This is a genomic window from Micromonospora sp. CPCC 205554 (assembly GCF_036902745.1).
Taxonomy (GTDB): domain Bacteria; phylum Actinomycetota; class Actinomycetes; order Mycobacteriales; family Micromonosporaceae; genus Micromonospora; species Micromonospora tulbaghiae.
This window is the reverse complement of the sequence record NZ_JBAKHP010000001.1, coordinates 98,429-116,689: the sequence shown is the minus strand read 5'-3', so window position 1 is coordinate 116,689 and position 18,261 is coordinate 98,429. Positions and strand designations below refer to the sequence as shown.

Below are 18,261 nucleotides of genomic sequence, written 5' to 3'. Positions count from 1 at the left end.
CGCGGAACCTATCGAAAGTCAATCGGTATTGCTCGTGTGGCGGCCGACGGCGTAGCGGACGTGTACGGCGTACCGCGAGTGGTGCACGGCGCGGATCTCCAGGTCGACGTCGCGGTCGAAGCCCTCGAACAGCCGCTTCCCGGCACCGAGGACCACCGGCGCGGTGGACAGGCCCAGCTCGTCGACGACGCCCGCCGCGAGCGCCTGCCGGATGACGTCGGCGCCGCCGCCGATGACCACCGCGCCGTCACCGGCCGTGCGCCGGGCCGCCGCCAGCGCCTCGTCGAACCCGTCGACCATGAGGAAACCGGCGTCCGGGCCGGGCTGGTCGGCGGTGCGGTGGGTGAGCACGACCAGGGGCGCCTCGAACGGGTTCCGGCCGCCCCACGCGCCGGCGGCGTCGTACATGCCCCGGCCGCACAGCGCGGCACCGGTGCCCGCCAGCATCTCGTCGAAGTACGCGCGGTCCTCGCCGGTCATGCCGGCCCCGGGCTCGCGCGGCGAGTCGTACGTCCACGGACCGCCCATCACCCAGTGGTGCAGCCGCTCGCCGCCGACACCGAGCCCCTGGCCCGCGTGGTCGTCCGGGCCGGTGACGTACCCGTCCAGGGAGACGGTGACGAACGCCCGTACCCGGCCCCGCGCTTCACTGGTGCTCATGCTTCCTCCCGGAGATCGGAGATCGGAGAACACCGACACCGGAGAAGACCGTCCACCGGCGCCGGACTCATCGCCGCCTCCGGTCCGGCGTCAGCCGTACACCGGATGCTCGGCCTGGAACGCCAGCCGCCGGTCAGCGCCGGCGGCCAGCTCGGCGAGCACGTCGTCGAGGTCCAGGAACGTCTGCCAGCGCTCCTGGCCGGTGATGCCGGCGAGCCGGTCGACCACGAGCTGCTCCAGGTCGGTGACGCGGCGGCCCTTCCACACCTTGTCGGCGAGGCTGACGAGCAGGTCCTCCAGCTGCACGCCGGGGGAGTGCCAGGCGGCGTGGGTGACCGCGAAGCGGGCCCGCTCCTCCGGTACGCCGAAGCGCAGCAGCAACTGGTAGCCCGCCTCCTCGTGCGCCGACCCGGGGCCGGTCAGCTCGCCGGGATGCTCGACCTTGCCGAGGTCGTGCACGGCCGCGCCGAACAGCACCGCCTGCCTGTCGAACGGCACCGCACCGAACCGGTCGGCGAACGCGGCGGTCAGGTGCCAGGCGACGTCGTGCACCAGCCGCAGGTGCGCGCCCAGGCGCGGCGGGGCGGCGAGGGCGTCCAGCAGCTCGACAGCCACGCCGGGCAGCGGGAGCAGCGGCGGGTCGCCCGGTTCGGTGAGAGCGCGGCGCAGCGCGTCGGAGGTCATCGGGGCGAGCGTACCGGTCTCCGGTGCGCTCACCAGCGGTGATGGACGAGCAGCCGAGCGTGAAGCGGCCACTCGTCCGATTCCGGTGCGTCGATCCACTCGCGAGTGTGAGGGCCACGTCTCACACGGGGGTTGTTGAATGACCGCAATGAATCGTCGTGCCCTGCTGCGCACCGCCGCGCTGACCGGGCTGGCCGCCGCGACCGGGCTGGCCGCCGCATCCAGGGCCGCGTCCGCCGCACCCGCCGCCGGTGTGGTGAACGGGTCGTGGCTGGTCAGCGTCGGCTGGGGTGTGCTCCAGGTCGATCCGGGCCGCACCACGCCGCGCGAACTGCTGCCGAACGGTGACCACGCCAAGGCCTCGCCGGACGGCCGGTACGTGGCCTGGGAGAACACGGCCCGCTCGGGCGACGGCTCGCTGGAGCCGGTCGTGGCGGTGCACGACCGGATCACCGGCGAGAGGCGCACGTTGCTCGCCGACCCGTTCGGCGTCTACTACGGCGCGCCGACCTGGTCGCCGGACGGCACCGAGATCGCGCTGGTCACCGGCGAGAACCGTGACCGGCTGATCGCCGTCGACGTGGCGACCGGCGCCACCCGCGTACTGGTCGAGGGGCACGTCATGACCGACCCGGACTGGTCCCGGGACGGCTCGATGATCGTCGTGAGGTGGCGCAGCCGTTCGCAGGGCTGGCAACTGCGCGTGCTCGAACTCGCGACCGGCGCGGTGCGGCCGATCTACACGCCGGTGCCGGGCGAGACGTTCCTCTCGCCGGCCTTCACGCCGGACTCCGGGCGCGTGGTGTTCTGCACCGACCGCTGGTATCCGGACCTGGAGACACTCAACCAGTCCCTCGCCTCGGTGCGGATCAACGGGACCGGGCTGAAGAAGCTCACCGACGAGCCCCGGTTCTACCTGTCGCCGGTGTTCTCCCCGGACGGCCGCTACTGCGCCGCGCTGTCGATCCCGCCGGAGAACGAGTACCCCGACGGCAGCAACATCATCGTGTCCACCAGCGGCTTCGGCGAGCAGTGGTGGATCCCCGGCGACGAGTACGACGACAGCACCCGGCTGGACTGGGCGCGGGCGATCACCACGGAGGTGCCGGCATGACCACGATGAACCGCCGAACGCTGTTGCGCGCCGCCGCGCTCACCGGCGCCGCCACCGCGACCGGGCTGGCGGGCGGGCTGGCGGCCGCCGCCCCCGCCTCGGCCACCGCGGGCGTCAACGGGCCGTGGATCGTCACCGGCAGCGCCGGCGTGCTGCAGATCAACCCGGGCCGCACCACCCCGCAGGTGCTGCTGCCCCCGGGCGCCGACGCGGCCGCCTCGCCCGACGGGCGCTACATCGCGGTGCCCGACTACGAGGGCCAGCCCGTGCTCCTGCTCCTCGACCGCGTCACCGGTCAGGTCCGCACGTTGATCAGCGACGCTCCCGGCAACAGCTACGGGTGGCCGACCTGGTCCCCGGACAGCACCGAGATCGCCCTCGTGGTCAACGGCTCCGCACTGGTCGCTGTCGACGTCGCCACCGGTGGCCGGCGCGTCCTCGTCGAGGGGCACAGCATGATGCGACCCAACTGGTCCCGCGACGGCTCGATGATCGTGATGGAGTGGACCAGCCGGTCCAACGGCGGGCAGTTGCGCGTGCTGGAACTCGCCACCGGCAAGGCACGACTGGTCTACCAGCGCGTACCGGGCGAGTTCGCGGATCACGCGGTCTTCACGCCCGACTCCCAGCGGATCGTGTTCAGCACCAACCGGTGGTACCTGGACCAGGAACGCCACAACCTGTCGCTGGCGTCGGTGCGGATCGGCGGCACCGGGCTGAAGCTGCTCACCGACGAACCGCGGTTCATCATCTCGCCGGTGTTCTCACCGGACGGGCGCTACTGCGCCGCGCTGTCCGTCCCGGACAGCAACCCGGACGCCGACGGCGGCAACATCATCGTCTTCACCAGCGGCTTCGGCGAGCCGTGGTGGATCCCGGGCGACGAGTACGACGACAGCATGCGCCTCGACTGGGCGCCGGCCGTCTGACGCACCCGATCGACGCGGCGGCCGGACGATCGGCCGCCGCGTCGGCGTACCCGGGGCGGATGTGCACCCCGGAAGGCGGAAGCGGTGCGAGGCTTGGAGCGGACGCCGCCGAAGGGGCCGGCGTCCGCTGTGGAGGGGTGATGGCCGAGCCGCCGACCGGGACGTCGTCGCACCGCGCGCAGGCGCACGGCAGGCACGCCAACCATCACCGCTACCACGACGGCGCCGAGGTCGACGGGTACGTCGACGACCCGTACCACCGGGTGCGCCGCGCGGTCGCGGCCCGGCTCATGGCCGAGGGGGTGACCCGGCGCGGTCCGGTGCTGGAACTGGGCTGCGGGCCGCGCGGCATGCTCGACCCGGCCGCGCTGCCCGGCCCGGTGGTGCTCGCGGACACGGCCGAGACGGCGCTGCGCACGGCCCGCGCGGCGGCCGGCGGGCGCGCGCTGCCGGTCCGTCTGGACGCCACCCGCGGGCTGCCGTTCCGGGCGGGCAGCTTCGCCGGGCTGCTCGCCGGGGAGCTGATCGAGCACGTGTACGACCCGCTGGCGCTGCTGCGGGAGTGTCACCGGGTGCTGGTGCCGGACGGCCTGCTGGTGCTCACCACCCCGAACCTCGCGCCGGTGCAGGACCGGCTGGCGTTCCTCGCCGGCCGGGCGCCGCGGCAGGTCGATCCGCTGCACCCGTATCTGTGGCTGCACATCCGCCCGTTCACCGCCTCGCTGCTGCGCCGGACGCTGCGCCGGGCCGGGTTCACGCCGGTGGCGCTGCGGTCCAACGAGGTCGGCTGGCGGCTGCCGGGCGGCCGGTGGGTGGCCTCGCGCCGGCTGGCCCGTGCCGCGCCGGGCCTCGGCGGCTCGCTGATCTGCGCCGCCCGCCGGCAGGGCGCACCGCCACCATCCGGGAACAGGGCGTGATGGCGACATTGACAGCGGGCTATCATGGAGGTTCCGTCGTCGACCGGGGGATGTCATGACGCGCCTGCTCGCCTGGGTCGTGACCAATCTCGACGCGTTCATCGGCCTCGTCCTGGCGCTCACGGTGTCCGTGCTCGGCCTCACCAACGCGGTCGACCAGGAGGTCGTCAACAGCGCGATCCTGCTGGTCCTGGGCCTGCTCGCGCAGGCGATGCTGCGCGACCGGCTGCGTCGGCGCACCACCGAGCGGGAGGTTCGCCAGGTCATCTCGGACACCCGTGACCGGCTGACCGACCTGGTGCCGCAGATGCAGGAGATCACCGGCCCGGAGGGCGCGCTGAACCGGGCCCGCGAGGCCATCGACAGTGTCTCCATGGTGCGCGTGCTGCACGGCAGCGAGGTCGGGCAGGCGCTCGCCGAGGCGCGGCGGCACACCGACCAGTGGAGCTTCAAGGGCGGCACCGGCACCTTCCTGCGCGCGGTCACGCTGCCGGACTGCCTGGAACACGCCCGGCGGCGCAACGCCACGCTCACCGTCGCGATCGAGATCATCGACCCGACCGACGAGGAGGTCTGCGAGCGGTACGCGCGGTTCCGGCGCAGCCTCGACCCGGACGCGCCGGGCGAGCCGTGGACCGTCGACCGCACCCGCAAGGAGTCGTACGCGACGGTGCTGGCCGCCTGCTGGCACCTGCAACGTTCCGGCCTGCTCACCGTCGACGTCCGGCTCTCCGCGCAGATGACCACGTTCCGCTACGACCTCTCCTCCTCCTGTGTCGTCATCACCCAGGAGAACCCGCAGACGCCCGCGCTGCGCGTCGACCGCGGCGAGGTCTACTACAACCGTTTCAACATCGAGCTGGACTACAGCCGCCGGCAGAGCCGGCGCGTGCCGATCGAGGCGGCGGCCCAGGTCAAGCTCGACGACGAGCCGTCGGTCGAGCAGGTACGGCGGTTGTTCACCGCTCTCGGCCTGACGCTGCCCCGGTCCTTCGGCGACCGCGAGGTCGCCGACATCATCGGCAAGGCCGTCCAGGCGAGGAACCCCTACTCATGACCAGTTACGCCGACCTCGAACGGGAGATCGACCGGGGCACCCGGCCGGAGATGCTGCGCGGCTGGGTGCTGGACGTGCTCGGCGACGTGGCCGACGGGCGGCGGCCGCTGCGCGCGGTCCGGCACCCGCTCGGCTTCACCTGCCTGCCCGTGGAACGCGACGGCCCGGACGGCATCTGCGTGCACGCCTGGCCGGCCGACCCGCCGCCGGTGCGCCCGACCACCTCCACCATGCACTCGCACAGCTGGGACCTGCTCAGCCACGTGCTGCACGGCACCGTCCGCAACGAGCTGATCGAGGTCGACGACGCGCCGGCCGACCCGTCCTGGCGGATCTACGAGGTGCACAGCCTCGGCGAGGTGGACGAGATGGCCGCCACCGACCGGCTGGTCACCGCGATGACCGCGACGGTGGAGACGCACTCGGCCGGCGACTCGTACGCGCTGCGCGCCGGCGGCTTCCACACCTCGGAGGTCGACGCCGGTGAGCCGGCGGTGACAGTGGCGCTCGGCCGGACCACTCCCGGCGCGTGCGACCTGAGCCTCGGCGCGGTGGACGGGCGCAGCCACCGGGTACGCCGGGACCGCTGCGACGCGGCGGAGACCGCGCGAATGGCGCGGGAGATCGCGCGACTGGTGGCACGGGGCTGACTGGCTGGAGGAGCCATGGACGTGGAGCCGAGCAGAGGCGGGCCCGACCTGCGCGACGCGCACCGGTTCGCGGTGGAGGCCGCGCAGGCGGCGGGCCGCCTGCTGCGCCGGGGCACCCGGGGGGAGGTGCACGCCCGGGCCAAGAACGACACCGGTGACCTGGTCACCGACCTCGACCTGGCCGCCGAGCGGCTGATCGTCGACCGGATCCGGGCCCGCTGGCCGGAGCACGGCGTGATCGCCGAGGAGGGCGGCGAGTACGCCCCGGACACCACCTGGGCGTGGCTCGTCGACCCGCTGGACGGCACCAACAACGTCGCGATCGGGCTGCCCGCGTACGTGGTCGGGATCGCCCTGTGCGACCGCGGCTCGCCGGTGCTCGGCGTGGTGCACGATCCGGTCGCGGGCCGTACCTGGTCGGCGGTGCGCGGACGGGGCGCGTTCGTGCACGCGTCCGGCCCGGCCGCGCGGCCGCTGCGCGCCGCGCACCGCCCGGTGCCGTCCGCGCCGGTGCTGGCCTGGACCCAGGGGCACGAGGTACGCCGGGACGACAGCACCGCCCGGGCGCTGAAGGTGGTGCTCGACACCAGCGCCCGCCGGGTGCTGCAACTGTGGGCGCCGCTGCTGTCCTGGGTGATGCTCGCCCGCGGCGACATCGACGGCATCGTCGGCTACCGCCCCGAGGCGGTCGACCTGCCCGCCGGGATGCTGCTCGCCGCCGAGGCCGGCATGGCGGTACGCGCGCTCGACGGCGGCACGTTCGACGACCGGTACGGCTGCCCGCCCGACCGGCGCAGCTTCGTCGCCGGGCCACCGGAGACCATCGACCGGCTCGTCAAACTGGTCACCGCGGCACAGTGGATCGAACCGCAGGTGCGCCGGCTCACCCCGGTCGGCCTCGGCTCGGTCGGCTGGTGAGCCGGGTCCGCCAACCTCGGCCGGATGGCCGCCAGACAACTCAAGCTCGGGCTCCGGGTCCGTGACCTGGACCGCTCCCACCGGCTCTACCTGCGACTCGGCTTCTACGGGCTCGACCCGGACGGCTACGAGGTCATGTTCGAGCAGTTCCACGCGCCGACGCGCCCCGACGCCTGACCGGTGGCGAAGGTCGCCGCGGCGGGTCAGGCGGCCCGCCGCGACGGTGCCCGGTCGGCCAGGAAGTCGGCCCAGGTCCGTACGCCCCTCGCGGCGCCCGGCCGGGCCAGGTTCGCGCCCTCCCGGTACGCCCGCCCGGCCCGCCCGGGAAGGCGCACCGGCAGCCGTGCCCGGCGCTTTCCGGTGGCCGCCAGGTAGCCGGTCAGCAGGTCACCGATGCCGTACGTGTCCGGCCCGGCCAGGTCCGGCACCAGCCCGGCCGGTGCGCCCAGTGTCAGCTCGGCCAGCCGGGCCGCCACCTCGGCCGCGTCGACCGGCTGCAGCCGCAGCCCACCCGGCACCGGCACCACCGGCAGCCTCGTCATCGCCGCCAGCATGGTCAGCACCAGGTCGTGCACCTGCGCGGCACGCAGCACCGTCCACGGGATGCCGGAGTCGGCCACCGCGCGCTCGGCGTCGAGCTTGGACCGCGTCCAGGCCAGCGGTACCCGGTCGGCGCCGGTCACCGAGATGTGCACCAGATGCGTCACAGCGGCCCGGCGCGCGGCCCGGACCAGGTTGGCGGTGGCGCGGTCGTCGCCCTTCGCGCCACCGGCCAGGTGCAACACCGTGGACACCCCGCGGACGGCGTGGTCGAGGTCCGCGCCGCCGATCAAATCGGCGGTCACGTGGGTGACGCCGTCAGCGGACCGTCCGCCGCGCCGGCTGAGCACGCGCACCGGGTGCCCGGCGGCGCGCAGCAGCGGTACGACGTGCCGGCCGATCGTGCCGGTGCCGCCGGTGACCAGGATCTGTGGGTTCATCGTCCCGCCTTCCGTCGTCGGTGCTGCCGTATCGACCCGCGCCGGCCCGCCGACGTGACGGGTGTGATCGCCGTCACCTTCGGTCACGTCGCCGGCCCCCGGTGGGTCGAGACGGTGTGCGGGAGGGGAGGCTCAGGTGATGGACACCGGGCTGGCGGAGCGGTTCGAGCGGGAGCGGCCACGGCTGCGCGCGGTGGCGTACCGGCTGCTCGGGTCGCTCACCGACGCCGAGGACGCGGTGCAGGAGACCTGGCTGCGGTTGTCCCGTACCGATCCGGCAACTGTGGACAACCTGGACGCCTGGCTGACCACAGTGGTCGCCCGGGTCAGCCTCAACACGCTGCGGTCCCGCGCCGCCCGCCGGGAGGACCCGCTGGACGTACGCCTGCCCGACCCGGTGGTGGACACCGACGCCGACGATCCGGCGAAGGCCGCGTTGCTCGCCGACTCGGTGGGGCTGGCGCTGCTCGTGGTGCTGGACACGCTGACCCCGGCCGAGCGGCTCGCGTTCGTGCTGCACGACATGTTCGGCGTGCCGTTCGACGAGATCGGCCCGCTCGTCGACCGTTCACCGGCGGCGGCCCGGCAGCTCGCCAGCCGGGCCCGCCGCCGCGTACGCGGACAGGCCCCCACGCCCGATCCCGACCCGGCCCGTCAGCGCGCGGTGGTGGACGCCTTTCTCGCCGCCGCCCGCGACGGCGACATCGACGCGCTGATCGCGGTGCTGCACCCGGACGTCGTGCTGCGCTCCGACGCCGGGAGCGCCCACGCCCGCCACACCGTCGTGCTGACCGGCGCGACGACCGTGGCGGCGCAGGCGACCACGTTCGGCCGGCTGTTCCCGCACGCCCGGCCGGTGCTCGTCAACGGCGCCGCCGGGGTGCTGGTGGGCGCCGGCGACCGCCCGCTGTCGGTGATGGCGTTCACCGTCACCGGCGGCCGGATCGCCGCGGTGGACGTGATCGCCGACCCGCGCCGGCTGGCCGCGCTCGGCCTCGCCGGGTGACCGTAGGTCGCGGACCCTCTCAGTCACCCAGCGTCAGGTTGGCCATGTCGACCACCGGCCGGAAACCGAGCCGGGCGTAGAGCCGGTTCGACACCGGGTTGGCCTGGTCGGTGAACAGGCACACCCGCGCGCCCTCGGCGGTGAGCAGCCGGCACACCTCGGCGACCGCGTTGCCGGCCCAGCCGCGTCCGCGCTGCTCGGGTGGTGTGTAGACCGGTCCGACGCGGGCCACGCCGAACGACGTCGGGTTGGCGGCGGTGAGGTGCACGGCCCGGCCGGACTCGTCGGTCCAGAACCAGACCCGGCCGTCCCTGATCCGGCGCAGCAGTTCGGCGCTGTCGGGCGTCTCGTGGGCGCTCGTCCCGCGCGGGCGGCCCGCCTGCTCGTCGGCGTCGGCCATGAACGCGCCGGACCACGCGGCGACCAGGCCGACGTCGTCCGCGGTGGCGGTCCGCAGCGCGCCGGGCACCGGTGCGGGCGGCGTGAGGCGGTCGAGCAGGTGCAGCCGGGTGTGCTGGGCGACCTCGACCCGCCCGCCGTCGAGGCGGGCCACCTCGTCGGCGCAGGCGCGCGCGGCGGGCAGCGCGCCGTTGACCGCGCGGACCCGTTCGCCGCGCCGGTGCCACTCCCGGGCCAGCGCCACGGCGGCCTCGCGCGGCATCGGCAGCAGGAACGGCGGTCGCGGCGGGAACGGCGCGGCACGCATCGCTGCGCCCACCACCGCCCCGGAGGCGTCCCGGACGACGAGCCACCAGTCGTCCTCGGGCAGCGGGACGCCCTCGGCGCGGCGGGCCGCCATCCGGCGCGCGACGGTGGCGACGACCGTGCCGACCACCGGATCGGCGCTCAGGTACGCCTCGGCGGCGGCGAGGAACTCGCCCGGGTCGGCGCAGAAGTGCAGGGTGGGCGCGGCGGTCATGCGGGCCACGGTAGCCAGCCGCCGGGACCACGCCGTAGCGGTTTTCCCGCCCCGGCTCAGGGAGCGATGCGCAGCCGGCGGATGTGGGTGTCGTCGAAGTCCTCGAACCGGAACCGCAGCCCGGCGAACGGGCTGCCGGGGAAGTCGCCGCTGATCGTGGCGGTCACCACCGTCCCGGCCGGCGTCTGCTCGACGTCGGTGATCTCGTACGACACGAGCGGCGTGCCGCTGCGCCAGGCGCGGATCTCGTCGACCCCGCGGTGGGTGCGTCCCTCGTCCTCGACCACCGCGTCGTCGGCGAACAGCGCGAGGTAGGGCTCCTTGTCGGCCTGGCCGGCGAGCGCGAAGTAGCGGCGGACGATCTCGGGCGTGTCGCTCATGGTCGTGATGCTAGGCGCCGGGACCGACAAGAAGCGCCGTAACGGTGGCGGTGGTGGCGAGTACGGCGAGCGCGGCGCTGGTGGCCACGAACCGGCCCAGCGGCACGGCCACCCCGGCGGCCCGGCAACGCTCGTACCAGATCAGGGTCGCCAGCGACGCCCACGGCGTGGCCAGCGGGCCGACGTTCGTGCCGATGAGCAGCGCCAGCAACTGGGTGTGCCGGTCGGCCGCGATCACCGCCTCACCGGCCAGGTACGCGGGCAGGTTGTTGACCACGTTGCTGAACAGCGCGCCGACCGCGCCCGCCCGAAGTGCCCCCTCCGCGCCCGGGTCGGCGCCGATGAGCGTGCCCATCACCGTGTCCAGGCCGTACCGGCCGATGGTCTGCACCACCAGGAACAGCCCGGTCACGAAGACCAGCAGCCGCCACGGCACCAGCGCGAGCCGCAGCCGGTGCCGGGCACGCACCGCGAAGCCCGCGACCAGGATCGCGGCGGCCACCCCGGAGGCGACGCCGATCTCCACCCCGGCGAGGATCCCGGCGACGAACAGCAGGCAGGCGGCGAGCGCGGTGCGGTAGAGCACCCGGTCCGGCGGCACGTACGGCGGCGGCGGGACGAACGGGTCGACCCCGGCGCGCGCCGGACGCCAGTACCACCACCACAGCAGCAGCGCGGTCACCGCGACGGCGACCAGTTGCGGCCACCACATCCGCGCCGCCCACGGCACCGGGTCCAGGTCGACCCGGTCGCTGGCCAGGATGTTCGTCAGGTTGGACACCGGCAGCAGCAGGCTGGCCGTGTTCGCCAGCCACACGGTGGTCATCGCCAGCGGCGTCGGCGGCACGTTCAGCGCCCGGGCCAGCGCGATCATCACCGGCGTGAGCAGCACCGCCGTGGTGTCCAGGTTGAGCGCGATCGTGGTCACCGAGGCGAAGCCGACGCAGAGCCAGAACAGGGCCCGGAAACTGCCCCGCGCGGTCACCGCCACCCGGGTCGCCAGCGCGTCGAACACCCCGGCCACGGCGGTCAGCTCGGCCAGCACGACCACCGTGCCGAGGAAGATCAGGATCGGGACGATCCGCCGCATCGTGCCCTCGGCGTCGGCGCGGGGGAGCAGCCCGGTGAGCACGCACGCCACCCCGAGCACGGCCAGCCCGACCGCGATCCAGTCCAGCACGTGCAGGCGGCCCCAGCGGGAACGGTCGGGCACGGCGTTCGGCGGATCGCCGGGGGTCTCCACGAGGGATGATCCTCGCACACGCCGACGCGGGCGGAGGAGCCCGACGCGGTCGCGATCCGAGCTGCCGAGGGTGTCGATCTGTTGACCGTCGGTGGCCATAATGACCATGTGGTTGTAGGCGCGCACCCCACCCGGTCCGACCGCCCCATCGATTTCTTCATCAGCTACTCGCCCGCGGACGAACGCTGGGCCACGTGGCTGGCGTGGGAGTTCGAGGCGGCCGGCTATCGCACGCTGTTGCAGGCGTGGGACTTCGTGGCAGGCACCAACTTCATCGACTTCATGGACCGTGGCGTCCGTGAGGCCGAGGTGGTGGTGGCGGTGCTGTCCGAGCGCTACCTGCATTCGACGTACGGCAAGCTGGAGTGGCAGGCCGCGCTGCGCGCCGACCCGGACGGCACCGGCAACAAGCTCGTCACGGTACGTGTCGAGGACTGCCCGATCGACGGCCTGCTCGCCACCATCACCTATGTGGACCTGGTCGGCGTGGACGACCCGGTGCAGGCCCGCAACCGGGTGCTCGACCGCATCCGGGAGGCGCTCGACGGCCGGGCCAAGCCGATGCGGCAGCCGGCCTTCCCGCACCACCCGGCCGACCCGCACGGGGTGCTCGCCGCGCCCGCCGCCGGAGCGCCCGCGCCCCGCCGCGCCCGGCGTACCCCGATCAACCCGCCGCCGTTCCCGCCGGCCGCGGCGGCGCCACCGACCGCCCGGGACACCGTGACCGTGCTCCAGGTCGCCGGGCCGCGCTTCGGCCGGGGCGTGATCACCCCCGGCGCGCCGGTCACCCCGGGCGAGGTGCAGGAACATCTGATGGGCGACCTGACGCTGCTGATGAACGACGGCGTGCCCCGGCCCGACCTGCTCGTCGTCGCCGGCAACCTCACCGAGTCGGGCAGCCCGCGCGAGTTCTCCGACGCGCTGAGCTTCCTCACCGGCCTGCGGGTGCTGCTCGGGCTGGAACCGCACCGGCTGGTCGTGGTGCCCGGCCCGCGGGACGTGACGATGGCGGCGTGCCGCGCGTACTTCGCCACCTGCGAGGCCGACGACGTCGACCCGCAGCCGCCGTACTGGCCGAAGTGGCGGCACTACGCGCGCCTGTTCGACGACCTCTACCAGGGACTCGACGACCGGATCTTCGACAGTGAGCAACCCTGGACGCTGTTCCCGGTGCCCGACCTGCGGGTGGTGGTGGCCGGTCTGAACTCGACCATCGCCATCACCCATCGCGAGGAGGACCGGTACGGCTTCCTCGGCGAGGCGCAGTCCAGCTGGTTCGCCCAGCGGCTGCGCCACTACCAGCAGTCCGGCTGGCTGCGGCTGGGCGCGATGGCACACGCGCCGGGGGCGCGCAGCCCGTACGCCGACGAGGTGCCGCCGGACCCGGTGTCGCTGCGCGACCGGGGCTCGGTCAACCGGTTGGTCGGACCGATGCTCAACCTGCTGCTCTCCGACGCGGCGCCGTCGGCCCGGGTGGACCCGGTGGTGCCGCTGGCCGCCGCGCCCCGCGACGGCCGGGCGCAGGTGCTGCGGCTCGGCGCCGACGGGATGACCCGCTGGGTGCTCGGCCGCGACGACCGCCTGGACGGCGGCGCGGCGACCGCCGTGTCCTGGCCGCACGCGGAGGCCACCTTCGGCGCGTCCGGTCCCGCGCAGGTGCCCGATCCGCGCCGCCCGGCCGCCGTCGAGGGGGCCACCCAGGGCGTGGCGGCGGCCGCCGCGCCGGTCGCCCCGGTGCAGCGGCTGCTGGACCGGCTCGCCGAGGTCTGCGAGGCCCGCTACGACCGGGTGGTGGTGCGCCGCGTCGGCACCGACCCGCCGCACCTGTACATCAGCTACCGCTCCGACGGCGTGGTGCGTCAGCAGCGCGTCGGCGCGCACGTGGGCACCCCCACCGCCGCCGACGTGGACGTCTTCGCCCGCCGGGTGCACGCCACCGACCCGGACATCGCCTCCGAGCTGGTCTACGACGGCGACCGGGTGCCGCGCGGGCTGGCCGAGGAGGCACAGCGGCGCGGCGTCCGCGTGCTGCACCTGACCGAGTTCCAGGGCCTGCTCGACCTGCGCGAGTACGTCGCCGCGCAGACCGCCCGGCTGCAGGCCGACCGGCTCTACCCGCCCGGGCAGTACGTGCCGCAGCGCTACCGCCACCTCGTCGGCGCCGACCAGCGCGTCCGCGACGACGTGGTGGACGAGCTGCTGGAGACAGTCTCCGCGCCGGACGGCCGGTTCGTGCTGGTGCTCGGCGACTTCGGCCGGGGCAAGACGTTCGCGTTGCGGGAGGTGGCCCGGCGGCTGCCCACCGCCGCGCCGGACCTGATCCCGATCCTGGTCGAGCTGCGGGCGCTGGACAAGGCGCACTCCGTGGACGGCCTGGTCGCCGCGCACCTGGCGAACCACGGCGAGCAGGTGATCGACCTCAAGGCGTTCCGCTACATGCTGCGCCAGGGCCGCATCGTGCTGCTGTTTGACGGGTTCGACGAGCTGGTCGCCCGCGTGACGTACGACCGGGCGGCCGACCACCTGGAGACGCTGCTGCAGGCCGCCGAGGGCAACGCGAAGATCGTGGTGAGCAGCCGGACCCAGCACTTCAAGACCAACTCGCAAGTGCTGACCGCGCTCGGCGAGCGGGTCGGCCTGCTGCCGCACCGGCGCGTGCTCGCCGTGGAGGACTTCACCCCCGGGCAGATCGAGGCGTTCCTGCGCAACCGGTACGGCGGCGACGAGCGGGCCGCCCGCGAGCGGATGGACCTGCTCGCCGGCGTGAAGGACCTGCTCGGGCTCTCCCGCAACCCGCGCATGCTCGGCTTCATCGCCAACCTGGACGAGGGGCGGCTCGCCGCCGTGGCCGGGGCGGGCGGCACGTTCAGCGCCGCCGCGCTGTACCGGGAGATCCTGGAGTCCTGGCTGGACTTCGAGGAGCGCCGTACCCAGGGCATCCCGGGCGCGCCGGTGAGCCTGCGGCGGCCCGAGCTGTGGCAGGCGGTGAGCCGGCTGGCGTTCCAGCTCTGGGAGAGCGGCGAGGCGTACCTTCGGCTGGCCGAGCTGGCGGAGTCGACCGGCCAGCTCGCCGGGCGGGCCGACTCGCGGCTGTCCGGCCCGCAGGCGGCGCACGCGGTCGGCGCGGGCAGCCTGCTCGTCCGCACCGACGACGGGCTGTTCGGGTTCATCCACACCTCCGTGATGGAGTGGCTGGTCGCCGAGGGGGTGGCCGAGCAGCTCAACCGGGGCGAGGAGCCGGGCGCGCTGGCGGTTCGGTCGCTGTCCGCGCTCGCCGTGGAGTTCCTCGGCGACCTGGCCGACCCGGCCCGCTGCACCGCGTGGACCGCCCGGGTGCTCGGCGACGAGTCGGCGGGCGAGACGCTGCGCGCCAACGCGCTGCGGCTGTCCGCCCGGCTGCGCCTGCCCGACCGGGCCGACCTGCGCGGCGCGGTGCTGCGCGGCGAGGACCTGTCGCACCGCGAACTCGCCGGGGCCGACCTGACCGGTGCCGACCTGACCGACGCGCGGCTGGTCGCCACCAACCTGACCGAGGCGCGGCTGGAGCACGCCCGGCTGCGCGGCGCCCGCCTGGACCAGGCCCGCCTCGCCGGGGCGGACCTGCGCGACGCGGAGATGGCCGGCGCGCGCCTGTTCCGTACCGACCTGCGGGGCGCGCGCGTCGCCGGCAGCAGCTGGCACCGCACCGCGCTGATCGACGTCAGCGCCGACCCGGCGCTGCTGCGCGCCCCGGAACTGCGCGGCGCCGTCGTCGCGCCGGGCCGGCCGGTCGCGCCGGGCCTGGCCCCGCCCGCGGTGGGCGTCGGCTACGGCTTCGAGGTGGGCCGGCTGCCGGTGCCGGTGGCGTACAGCCCGGACGGCGCGGTCCTCGCCGTCGGCAGCGACGACGGGGGTGTGCTGCTCTGCGACACCGCCACCGGGCTGCCGGTGCGCACGCTCCAGGGACACCGCTCCCGGGTGTACGCCGTCCGCTACGACGCCGCCTCCCACCAGCTCGTCACCGGCTCGGCCGACCTCACCGTACGGCTGTGGGACGCCGACCACGGCGACGTGCGGCACGTCATCGAGGACGTCTTCACCGGCTGGGTGTGGCCGCTGCTCACCGACGGCCGCCGGGGCCGCCTGGTGGTCGGTGACGCCGCGGGCGTGGTGCGGCTGTACGACACGCGCGGCGCCCGGCTGCGCCACGAGTGGCCCGGCCACTCCGCGCCGATCTGGGGCACCTCGTTCAGCCCGGACGGGCGGCGGGTCGTGGTGGCCGACAGCGCCGGCACGGTCCGCGGCTGGGACATCCCCACCGGCAAGCTGGCGTTCGAGGTGCAGGAGCCGGAGGTGGTCTACCGGGTGGTGCACTCGCCGGACGGCCGGCTGCTGGCCGCGGTCGGGCAGCACGGCCGGATCTGGATCCGCCGGGCCATGGACGGCGAGCTGCTGCGCGCGCCGCGCGGCCACGAGGCCGACGTGTACGCCCTCGACATCCACCCCGACGGCACGTTGATGGCCACCGGCGACACGCACGGCGCGCTACGGCTGTGGGAGACCGAGACGGGCCGGCCGGTACGGGTGCTCGGGCGGCAGCGGGGCGCGATCTACAGCGTCCGGTTCAACGGCGACGGCAGCCTGCTCGCCACCGCCGCCAGCGACGGCGCGATCCAGCTCTGGGACACCGACGACGGGCAGGTGCGGCACGAGCTGACCCGGCACCGCGGCTCGGTCTGGCCGGTGGTCTGGCGGCCGGACCAGAACCAGGTGGCGACCAGCAGCAACGACGGCACCACCCGGCTGTGGGACGTCCGCGGCGGGCAGCTCCAGCACACGCTGCGCGGGCACGGCCGCCGCGTCACCGCGCTGTCCTTCCGCGACGACGGCGAGGTGCTGGCCGCCTGCGGCAACGACGGCGTGATCCGGCTCTGGGAGCCGCGTACCGGGCGCCTGCTGCGGCAGCTCGCCAGCCCGGCCGACCGGCTGCTGTCGGTGGTGTTCTGCCCCGAGGAGCCGCTCGTGGCCACGCCCAGCGGCGACGGCGGCGTGCACCTGTGGAACACCGACACGGGCGCCGACGAGCGCGAACTCAACGTGGACACCGACCACGTCTGGGCGGTCGCGTTCAGCCCCGACGGCGACGCCCTCGCGACCGCGAACGACGACGACACGGTACGCCTGTGGTACCGCCGTACCGGCCGGCACTTCGCCACGCTCACCCCGCACCGGGGGCGCGTGCGCACCGTCGCGTTCAGCCCCGACGGCGAGACCATCGCCACCGGCTGCGACGACCAGACGGTACGGCTCTGGGACGCCGCCACCGCCACCTGCCGGCTCACCCTCGAACACCACACCGACCGGGTCTACTCGGTCGGCTTCAACAGCGAGGGCACGCTGCTGGCCAGCGCCGGCAACGACGGCACGGCGGTGATCTGGGACGCGGTCACCGGCGAGCGGCGCCTGGTGCTCACCGAACACGACGGCCGGCTCTGGTCCTGTGCGTTCAGCCCGGACGGCAACCTGCTCGCCACCGCCGGGGACGACCTGGTGATCCGGCTCTGGGATCCGGTGACCGGCCGGCTGCACGGCACCCTGGCCGCGCACACCCGGCGCGTCTGGTCGGTGCACTTCAGCCCGGACAGCAGCCTGCTCGCCAGCGCCGGTGACGACGGCACGGTACGGCTGTGGGACGTGGCCGACCCGGAGCACGCCCAGTTGCGGACCACGCTCATCGGCCTGCCGGACGGGTGGGCGGCGGTCAGCCCGGACGGCCGGTACAAGCTGGACGGCGACCCGGGCGGCCAGTTCTGGCACGTCATCGGCACGTGCCGCTTCGAGGTGGGCGAGCTGGACCCCTACCTCACTAAGGTCCGCCGCCTGTCCGTGGACGCCCCCTTCTGACCTTCGCGCCTTCCGCCGGGGCAGGCGGGGGAGGCGTTGGGGTGGCAGGGCCGGTCCAGCGGACCTCGCCGTCCTGCCACACCTCCGTCGGGACCAGTCCGCAGGCCGTGGCCACCGCGGCCGACGCGCGGTGGTCGGGATGGATGTGGGCCATGAGGGTACGCACACCGCGCCGCCCCAGCCAGACGGCCATCCCGCGGGCGGCCTCGACGGCGATCCCGCGGCCCTGCCACTGTGTTCCCACCACCCAGGCGATCTCCGCGACCGGTCCCGCGACGGCCGGCGCCGCCTCGTCGAGGTGCCGGTGCCCGACTGCCCGCGCGCCCGCCGTGGCGGTGTCCGCCACCGTCCCGTGTGGCGCGGTGACCGTTGCCTGGACGAAGCCCGCCAGCCGGCCGTCGTCCCGGAGGTGGATGACCCAGTTGCACCACGACTCGGCCGGGTCGGGCGAGCCGGCGACCAGCCGTTCGTAGCGGGCCCGCAACGCCGCCGGGGCGGCGGGCTCGCCGCCGATGAACGTGTGCAGCGCCGGGTCGGCGAGAACCGCGGCCATCTCTTGGGCGTGCTCGACGGCCAGCGGCAGCAGGATCAGCCGTGCGGTGGGAATGGTCTCCGGCGTGAATCCGCTCGTCGACGTCGGCGCGCCGGTCAGTTCATCCATGATCGCGCTTCCAGGGAGATCGACGGTCTGGTCTCGCGGGAGCGAAACGGACCTCACGGTATCCCGGCCCGCAACGCCATTCGTGCCTCCCGGGGACGGCCGGCCCCGCTGATCTTGAAGTTTGTGCCCGGACGGATGGGACATTCGCGTCACCGCTCGGGCCGAAAGTGCAAGATCGCGGGGGAGGGGGCGGTGCGGGCGGGGCGGGGAGGGACGCCGGGGCGGGCGGGTGTGCCGCCCGCCCGCCCCGGCCTCGGGGG

General features: G+C 74.6%; 15 protein-coding genes and 1 pseudogene. 9 read left to right on the top strand and 7 right to left on the bottom strand.

From position 1 onward, the window contains the following. Positions 1 to 18: 18 nt before the first annotated feature. Together V6U82_RS00555 and V6U82_RS00550 are read right to left on the bottom strand one after the other, a co-directional pair. Positions 19 to 660 carry a dihydrofolate reductase family protein gene (locus V6U82_RS00555; RefSeq protein WP_128137810.1) on the bottom strand — a complete coding sequence of 214 codons (642 nt, stop codon included), beginning with the start codon at positions 658 to 660 and terminating at the stop codon, positions 19 to 21. 90 nt (positions 661 to 750) lie between these two features. Continuing rightward, positions 751 to 1,344 carry an HD domain-containing protein gene (locus tag V6U82_RS00550; RefSeq protein WP_128137813.1) on the bottom strand — a complete coding sequence of 198 codons (594 nt, stop codon included), beginning with the start codon at positions 1,342 to 1,344 and terminating at the stop codon, positions 751 to 753. Positions 1,345 to 1,492: 148 nt separating this feature from the next. On the opposite strand from V6U82_RS00550, the gene V6U82_RS00545 reads away from it, so the two are divergent. The 7 genes and pseudogenes from V6U82_RS00545 to V6U82_RS31535 form a co-directional block, all read left to right on the top strand. Next, positions 1,493 to 2,458, top strand: a complete 966-nt coding sequence (locus V6U82_RS00545; protein WP_334458521.1) for a TolB family protein — start codon at positions 1,493 to 1,495, stop codon at positions 2,456 to 2,458. Continuing rightward, a complete protein-coding gene (locus tag V6U82_RS00540) occupies positions 2,455 to 3,387 on the top strand; it encodes a TolB family protein (RefSeq protein ID WP_334458519.1) in 933 nt (310 codons plus the stop codon). The genes V6U82_RS00545 and V6U82_RS00540 overlap by 4 nt, the downstream gene beginning before the upstream one ends. Positions 3,388 to 3,527: 140 nt before the next feature. Continuing rightward, complete coding sequence (locus V6U82_RS00535; protein WP_334458518.1) at positions 3,528 to 4,304, top strand: class I SAM-dependent methyltransferase; 777 nt, start codon at positions 3,528 to 3,530, stop codon at positions 4,302 to 4,304. A 55-nt stretch (positions 4,305 to 4,359) separates the two neighbouring features. Then, positions 4,360 to 5,361 (top strand): hypothetical protein, encoded by a 1,002-nt coding sequence (locus tag V6U82_RS00530; protein WP_128139110.1) that lies wholly within the window; start codon positions 4,360 to 4,362, stop codon positions 5,359 to 5,361. Then, positions 5,358 to 6,011: a hypothetical protein gene (locus V6U82_RS00525; RefSeq protein ID WP_334458515.1), complete on the top strand. Its 654-nt coding sequence runs from the start codon at positions 5,358 to 5,360 to the stop codon at positions 6,009 to 6,011. The genes V6U82_RS00530 and V6U82_RS00525 overlap by 4 nt, the downstream gene beginning before the upstream one ends. Positions 6,012 to 6,026: 15 nt before the next feature. Further along, positions 6,027 to 6,929, top strand: coding sequence for an inositol monophosphatase family protein (locus V6U82_RS00520; RefSeq protein WP_334458514.1), 903 nt, complete (start codon positions 6,027 to 6,029; stop codon positions 6,927 to 6,929). A 24-nt stretch (positions 6,930 to 6,953) separates the two neighbouring features. After that, positions 6,954 to 7,034: pseudogene (locus V6U82_RS31535) on the top strand (VOC family protein); the annotation flags it as partial. Positions 7,035 to 7,132: 98 nt separating this feature from the next. Here V6U82_RS31535 and V6U82_RS00510 read toward each other — a convergent pair. Continuing rightward, positions 7,133 to 7,909: an SDR family oxidoreductase gene (locus V6U82_RS00510; protein ID WP_334458512.1), complete on the bottom strand. Its 777-nt coding sequence runs from the start codon at positions 7,907 to 7,909 to the stop codon at positions 7,133 to 7,135. Positions 7,910 to 8,048: 139 nt separating this feature from the next. Here V6U82_RS00510 and sigJ point away from each other — a divergent pair, with 139 nt between their 5' ends. Next, positions 8,049 to 8,915 (top strand): RNA polymerase sigma factor SigJ, encoded by an 867-nt coding sequence (sigJ, locus tag V6U82_RS00505; protein WP_334458511.1) that lies wholly within the window; start codon positions 8,049 to 8,051, stop codon positions 8,913 to 8,915. 19 nt (positions 8,916 to 8,934) lie between these two features. Here the strand turns inward: sigJ and V6U82_RS00500 are convergent, their stop codons facing one another. Genes V6U82_RS00500 through V6U82_RS00490 form a run of 3 tightly spaced genes read right to left on the bottom strand, consistent with a single transcriptional unit; the run spans position 8,935 to position 11,457 of the window. Then, entirely contained in the window at positions 8,935 to 9,834 is a 900-nt protein-coding gene (locus tag V6U82_RS00500; protein ID WP_334458510.1) for a GNAT family N-acetyltransferase, read from the bottom strand. Between the two features lie 56 nt (positions 9,835 to 9,890). After that, positions 9,891 to 10,214 carry a nuclear transport factor 2 family protein gene (locus V6U82_RS00495; protein WP_128139021.1) on the bottom strand — a complete coding sequence of 108 codons (324 nt, stop codon included), beginning with the start codon at positions 10,212 to 10,214 and terminating at the stop codon, positions 9,891 to 9,893. A gap of 10 nt (positions 10,215 to 10,224) precedes the next feature. Beyond that, positions 10,225 to 11,457 carry an SLC13 family permease gene (locus V6U82_RS00490; protein WP_334458509.1) on the bottom strand — a complete coding sequence of 411 codons (1,233 nt, stop codon included), beginning with the start codon at positions 11,455 to 11,457 and terminating at the stop codon, positions 10,225 to 10,227. 108 nt (positions 11,458 to 11,565) lie between these two features. On the opposite strand from V6U82_RS00490, the gene V6U82_RS00485 reads away from it, so the two are divergent. Then, positions 11,566 to 17,340 (top strand): TIR domain-containing protein, encoded by a 5,775-nt coding sequence (locus tag V6U82_RS00485; protein WP_334458508.1) that lies wholly within the window; start codon positions 11,566 to 11,568, stop codon positions 17,338 to 17,340. On the opposite strand, the gene V6U82_RS00480 is transcribed toward V6U82_RS00485, so the two are convergent. Next, on the bottom strand, positions 17,303 to 18,001 hold the full coding sequence (locus V6U82_RS00480; protein WP_334458507.1) for a GNAT family N-acetyltransferase: 699 nt from the start codon (positions 17,999 to 18,001) through the stop codon (positions 17,303 to 17,305). The genes V6U82_RS00485 and V6U82_RS00480 overlap by 38 nt on opposite strands. Positions 18,002 to 18,261: the final 260 nt, after the last annotated feature.